The sequence below is a fragment of the Prosthecobacter sp. genome (genome assembly GCF_044373815.1).
Taxonomy (GTDB): Bacteria; Verrucomicrobiota; Verrucomicrobiia; order Verrucomicrobiales; family Verrucomicrobiaceae; genus Prosthecobacter.
Window position 1 is genome coordinate 1 of sequence record NZ_JBIPNG010000450.1, and the last position, 5,447, is coordinate 5,447.

General features: G+C 60.3%; 3 protein-coding genes. All 3 read right to left on the minus strand.

Features of this window, described 5'->3' with window-relative positions; genetic code table 11:
• Positions 1-304 precede the first annotated feature (304 nt).
• From ACIREA_RS25700 to ACIREA_RS25710, 3 genes are read right to left on the minus strand one after another with little or no spacing between them, the layout of a single operon-like run.
• Positions 305-3,451, minus strand: coding sequence for a fused MFS/spermidine synthase (locus ACIREA_RS25700; RefSeq protein WP_397385179.1), 3,147 nt, complete (start codon positions 3,449-3,451; stop codon positions 305-307).
• Positions 3,452-3,506: 55 nt separating this feature from the next.
• Positions 3,507-4,802: a Gfo/Idh/MocA family protein gene (locus ACIREA_RS25705; RefSeq protein ID WP_397385180.1), complete on the minus strand. Its 1,296-nt coding sequence runs from the start codon at positions 4,800-4,802 to the stop codon at positions 3,507-3,509.
• Positions 4,799-5,095, minus strand: coding sequence for a hypothetical protein (locus ACIREA_RS25710; RefSeq protein ID WP_397385181.1), 297 nt, complete (start codon positions 5,093-5,095; stop codon positions 4,799-4,801). Before ACIREA_RS25710 ends, ACIREA_RS25705 begins: the two co-directional genes overlap by 4 nt.
• Between the last annotated feature and the right edge of the window lie 352 nt (positions 5,096-5,447).

Consider the following 5,447-nt stretch of genomic DNA (forward strand, 5'->3'; position numbering starts at 1 on the left):
ATTTCGGCAGCGCTTCGATCTTTGTGTTTGGCAACGGTTCAGCCGCAGCAGCCGCAAGGATCACGACAAGGGTGGTGAACATATGGAATCAACGTGCTTCGACCGCTCAGCGTTGCAGGACAAAGAGTCCTGGAGCGCGGACTTGAGTCCGCAGCAGGTCGCACACACGGAGAAGGATTTTACGCGCGCTAAGTACGGCAAGCAGGGTGACGCTGGAGGTGTGAATGCGGAAGAGGAATGCGGAGCATGGGATGCGGGCGGAGTGCTGCGGACTCAAGTCCGCGCTCCGTTTGCTGCGCAGCTATTACCGTGTTTCATCCAAGCGGCGGTCGGCGTGGCGCAGAAATTCCTGCAAATCACGCTCCGCCTGAGGCGTGAGAGCGTGTGAGGCGGTGCGATAGGTTTTGAGACGGAACTCCAGGAACTGACGCTGCCAGGGCGGGTTGGGTTCAAATTCGGAAAGCACTTCAATCTGCTGCGCCGGGGAGAGCAGGGTGATGATCTGAATCAGCGTGTTCAGGCGGCTTGGCTCGGCCAGTCCGCCGGGAAACGGCTGCTGCAATGCGGCCATGAACTGCGGGACGAGATCGCGACTGTTGGCTGCAAGCGGAGGCACTAGTGATAGCGCGGTTTGCACGGAGGAGAGTCGCACCCAGACCTGTGACCGCATGTCTTTGAATCCATCGAGCAGTTGAGATGCGGCATCGTCATAGGATTCATGGCGGAAGGCGGACAGCGCGGCGGCGAAGTGTGCATCGGCCGGCCAGTCCTGGCGCACGGCTGCCATGTAGGGCGTCAGTTGCTCGGCGGTGCCGGCTTGGGCGGCGGATTCCAACAGCATCAGTTGCTCAAAGGGACTGGAGGGAGTGCCTGTCCATGTGGTGAGGACTTCATTGAAGTTTCCTTTGGCAAAGTCGGCGACGGCGTCCGCGTGGCGCTGGTCGTCGCCATCGAGATCGGCTGGAATCGAGGATGTGGCACCATCTGCCGCGAGCATGCGCAGGCGCTCATAGGTGAGGCGTGTGCGGTTGATCTGTGCGGCGAGATGCGCGGGAACATCCATATCCTTTTCCATCGCCATGCTGAGCACTTGCGTGGTCTCAAAAGTGTTGTCCTTGGAAAGGGCGCGGGCAAAACCGTACTCGAGCAGATTGCGGTCGTCGGTGTTGACGGTGGTTGGGTTGGTCTCAAGCAGAGTGCGTGCAAACTCTGGCGAGGCGAGATGATGGGCCAGCATGCCTTCGACGGAGTTCGTGAGCCACACGCGCTTAAGCGCCTCGGCAAACAGCGGCTGCGCGATGCGCGTGCGCAGCTGCTCCATGGTATATTCTGGTGGCGTGAGATGACCGATGAAGAGCAGATCGTTCGGTCCGGAGATCCACGTTTCCACATGCGGAAACACGGAGGTGAGCGTGGCATAGACCTGGCGGATGGCCAGCGCATCCACTTCATAACCCTGCACCCATTGGGCAAAGAGACCGTGCTCATTGAGGCGGGCTTTGGCGGCATTGTAAAATTCCTGCGTGAACAAGGTGGAGACTCCGGCGCGGTAGGGGTTGGAAGGCTCGGAGATGATCAGATCATAGCGGCTGCCTGCCGCCAGCAGGGCCTCGCGGGCATCGCCGGGGATGAGATGGACGTTGGCTTTGCTCAGCACATCGCGGTTCACCGGGGCGAATTGATGGCGTGCGAGACTGGCCATGGCGGGCTCAAGTTCCACCACATCCACCTGCTTCATCTCGGGAACATCGGCCACCCAACCGGCCGTGGTTCCTGTGCCGAGGCCGACGATGAAGGCGGTATGCGGTGCGGGATGCAGCATGGCGGGCACGAGGCCCTGCATCACCTGTGTATCGGCATCGCCAAAGGCCGAGCCGTCGGACTTGCCGTTCACGTAGAGGCAGTAACCGTCATCGCTGTCCACGGCGGCGACGCTGGCTTCGCGTCCTTCAAATTCATGCGCGATCTTCCAGCGGCTGGCATGCAGCCAACCGCGCAGGCCGTTGATGGAGTTCGGCAGCGACTCCACGCGACCGTAGCCGATGGGCTTGTGCCGCCATGCCGCCGTGGGGCCGGTGGGAATGAACATGAGGCAGCCTGCACTGAGCCATAGGGCTGCGATCACAGGCCACGCCCATTTTGATGTGGATCGTGCTCCGAGAGCCGCAGCGCCCAGACTCAGCAGCAAGGTGAGCACAAAGACCCAGCGCCACGCACCGAGTGCGGTCAGCCATGGTAACAGGATGAAACCTCCGGCGAGCGAACCGGTGATGGCTCCGAGGGTGTTGGCTGCATACGCGTATCCTACATGTCGGCCCGCATCGCGGCTGCCGCTGCCCAGCAAACCCACGAGCAGCGGAAACTGCACGCCTGCGAGGATCGACGGCCCCAGCACCAGCAAGCTGGCGATCAGGGTCCATCCCGTGATCTGGCCCGGCAGGCCCAGGGAGCGCAACTGATTCACATCAATGGCAAAGACGGCGATGCGATCTCCCAGCGCAAAGGGCAGAGCCAGAAACAACGCCTGCCATGCCGCCACACTTGCCAGTGCCGCCAGCGTGACCGCACCGGCCCGCGACGCCCACAGCATGCGGTAGAGCAATCCACCCAGACCGATACCAGCAAGTGCCAGCGCGAGGATTAAGCCAAAGCCATAGACCGAACTGCCGAGCAAGGGCGCGAGGATGCGGAACCAGACGAGTTCACTGAGTAAAAAGGTAAAGCCTGTGATGCCTGCGGCGACGTAGAGAAAGCGTGCTGTCAGTGTGCTTGGAGTCAGAGCTGCGTCCTGGGCAGTCAGCGGCGTTAGCTTCGGCGAGGTCTCATTGCGTGAAACGAACCAGGCCGCCGCACCGATGAGAAGATTCACTCCCGCAGCCGCCATGACGGTGGTGCGGATGCCCCAGAGTTCCAGGAGCCAGAAGGTGCTCACCAGCACGCCGGTGAGAGCGCCGAGGGTGTTGACCCCATACAGCACGCCGAGGCTGCCGCGCTGCGTGTCTTGATCTGTCTCCACCCATGTGAAGGCCGCAGGCAGGCTGCCGCCCATGAGCAGGCAGGGCGGAGCGAGCACCACAGTCGCGAGCAGAAGTTGCAGCAACGTCGCAGGCACTTGACCCAGAGCCGCTATGCCACCGGTGCTGAGATAGAGGGAGCGCACCATGGAGAGCAGCAGCGGGGTGAGCAATGCGGCGATGCCAACACCGAGCTCGATGAATGCATACAAACGCAGCGGATTCGCGGAGGCCTCCGCCTTGCGGCCAAACAGCGCACTGCCTGCGCCCATCGCGCCCATGAAGATCGCCAGCACTGCCGCCGTGGCGGGTGTGGCCCCACCAAAGACCAGCCGAAACTCCCGCAGCCAGGCCATTTGGTAAACCAGCGCACAGGCCCCGGAGAGAGCCAGCAGGCAGGCGAGGAAGGGCAGGCGCAGAGCGGGAGGGAGAGTCATCGTTGGCGCATCAAGACGCACGAAGCTTGAGGTGTCCAGTTGTGAAACAGGCGGCTCAACCCACCGGCGTCGCCCAATGCTCGCGATACTCACGCCTCAGCAGCTTCGAAGTGTCCGCAGTACCGATGAACTGCTCTTTTGCGGGATCAAATACCAAAGCACTGCGCGTTCGTGCAGCGATGTTGCCGAGGTGGCAGAGGGAGGTGGAGAGGTGGTTGATCTTGATGTCGGCGTTCAGTTTCGCGCCCGTGCGGATGGCGTCGAAGAAGTTGGCGTGATGCGCGGCGAGGTCGGGGCCTGAGCTGGGTTTGATGTCTTCGATGAGCTTGTTTTTCCGGCCATAGATCTGCCAGCTTCCTTTCTGCTTGCCGCCGATGATCATGCCTTCGGTGCCGTACCAAGCGCAGCCGTTTTCGTGACCTTCCTGCACGTAGGGCGACCAGTCGCGCTGCTCGTAGATGAGCTGCTTGGTTTTGCCTGCAATGTCATACTCAAAGCCGCAGTAGAGCGTGTCCGGCCATTCCTGATCGTCGTCGAAGAAGAGCTTGGTGCCCTGGCCGATGATGCGGTTCGGGTGCTGGTCCACACCGAGGCCCCAGCGGGCGATGTCGATGTCATGCACGCCGTCGTTGCCGAAATCTCCCGCGCCGAAATGATGAAACCAGCGCCAACTGCCGGGATGGTAGGTGCTCTTAAACGGCACCTTTGGCACGGGGCCCAGCCACAGTTCGTAGTCGAGGTTCGCGGGCGGCTCCGTCTCAGGCATGTGGCCTTGATTCCTTCTGAGTTGGCTGTTCCATGCCTTTGCCACCAAGACCTCGCCGATGACCCCGCTGCGCAGTTTTTCAATAATCTGGCTGATGCTGGCCGTGCTGCGGCTCTGGGTGCCCACCTGCATGGCCACCTTGTTTTTTGCTGCTGCTTCGATCATGAGCCGCCCTTCGTGCAGATTGTGCGAGCAGGGCTTCTCCACATACACATGCTTGCCGGCATTCGCGGCGAGGATCGCTCCCGGTGCATGCCAGTGGTCGGGCGTGGCCATGAGCACGGCCTGCACTGCTTTGTCATCAAACACCTGCCGCATGTCCTTGGCGATCTTCGGCGTCTGACCGGTGAGCTCCTGAATCTTTTTGGCCGCCGCTTCCGCCCGCTTGGAGTCGGCATCGCAAACCCAGGAGTAGATCACGTCATCGCGTTTGCACATCGTGTTGATGTGGTTCGTGCCCATTCCGCCGGGGCCGATGAATGCCAGATTGATCTTGTCAGCCCCTGCCGCCTTCAAAATGGCGGGAGCAGCGAACGATGCCAAAGCGGTGCGACGGACGAACTGACGGCGGTTGAGCGTGTTCATGGTGCCGTGACATACGGCGGGAAACGGGCGGTCCATGCATGCTGAGCTGCCTTTGCTGCCTGCCAAAAGGGGTTTTGGCGGTTTCGGCGGTTTTGGCAGTGCTTTTTAAAAGGGGCAGATTTTTTCGCGAGCGGCGGAGCGTGCAAAAGCGAACCAGCAAAACGAACGAAACTGGGGGTTTTGAAGGTTTTGAGGGTTTTGAGGGTTTTGAGGGTGCCTTTTAAAAGGGGGACGAATTTTGTATTCGCAGGCAGGGAGGGCTGAAACATCAATACGTAGCCTTGATGTTTCATCGGCTCTGGCTGTGGGGGAGCTGGTGGTGTGCTAGGTGGCAGATGTGAGCCAAAGTAGAGCCGGTTGACAAAACTGCCTTTGATAGGAAGGCAGGTCAGGATAGGATGAGGTATTCAATGCTCTATAGTAGCACTAAGTGGTTGCTAGATGCATAGTGTTCCCCTTTGGAACAGGCATCCCCGCTACGCAGCAGCAGGGCTGCTTTACTGCAAGTCATGGCAAGAAGTGGATTGAGGGTGATTTTCACCCTGACTTACCTGGTTTCTCCATTCATCCACCGCTTACTGGCCAACCATCATGAATGGTGTACCTCTTGAAAAGGGACTGACGAAACTGTCAAAACCCTCTGAG

Excerpts from the sequence above, each read along its gene's own strand:
- ACIREA_RS25700 (WP_397385179.1), bottom strand. The coding sequence starts at position 3,451 with ATGACTCTCCCTCCCGCTCTGCGCCTGCCCTTCCTCGCCTGCCTGCTG.
- ACIREA_RS25705 (WP_397385180.1), bottom strand. The coding sequence starts at position 4,802 with ATGAACACGCTCAACCGCCGTCAGTTCGTCCGTCGCACCGCTTTGGCA.
- ACIREA_RS25710 (WP_397385181.1), bottom strand. The coding sequence starts at position 5,095 with ATGAAACATCAAGGCTACGTATTGATGTTTCAGCCCTCCCTGCCTGCG.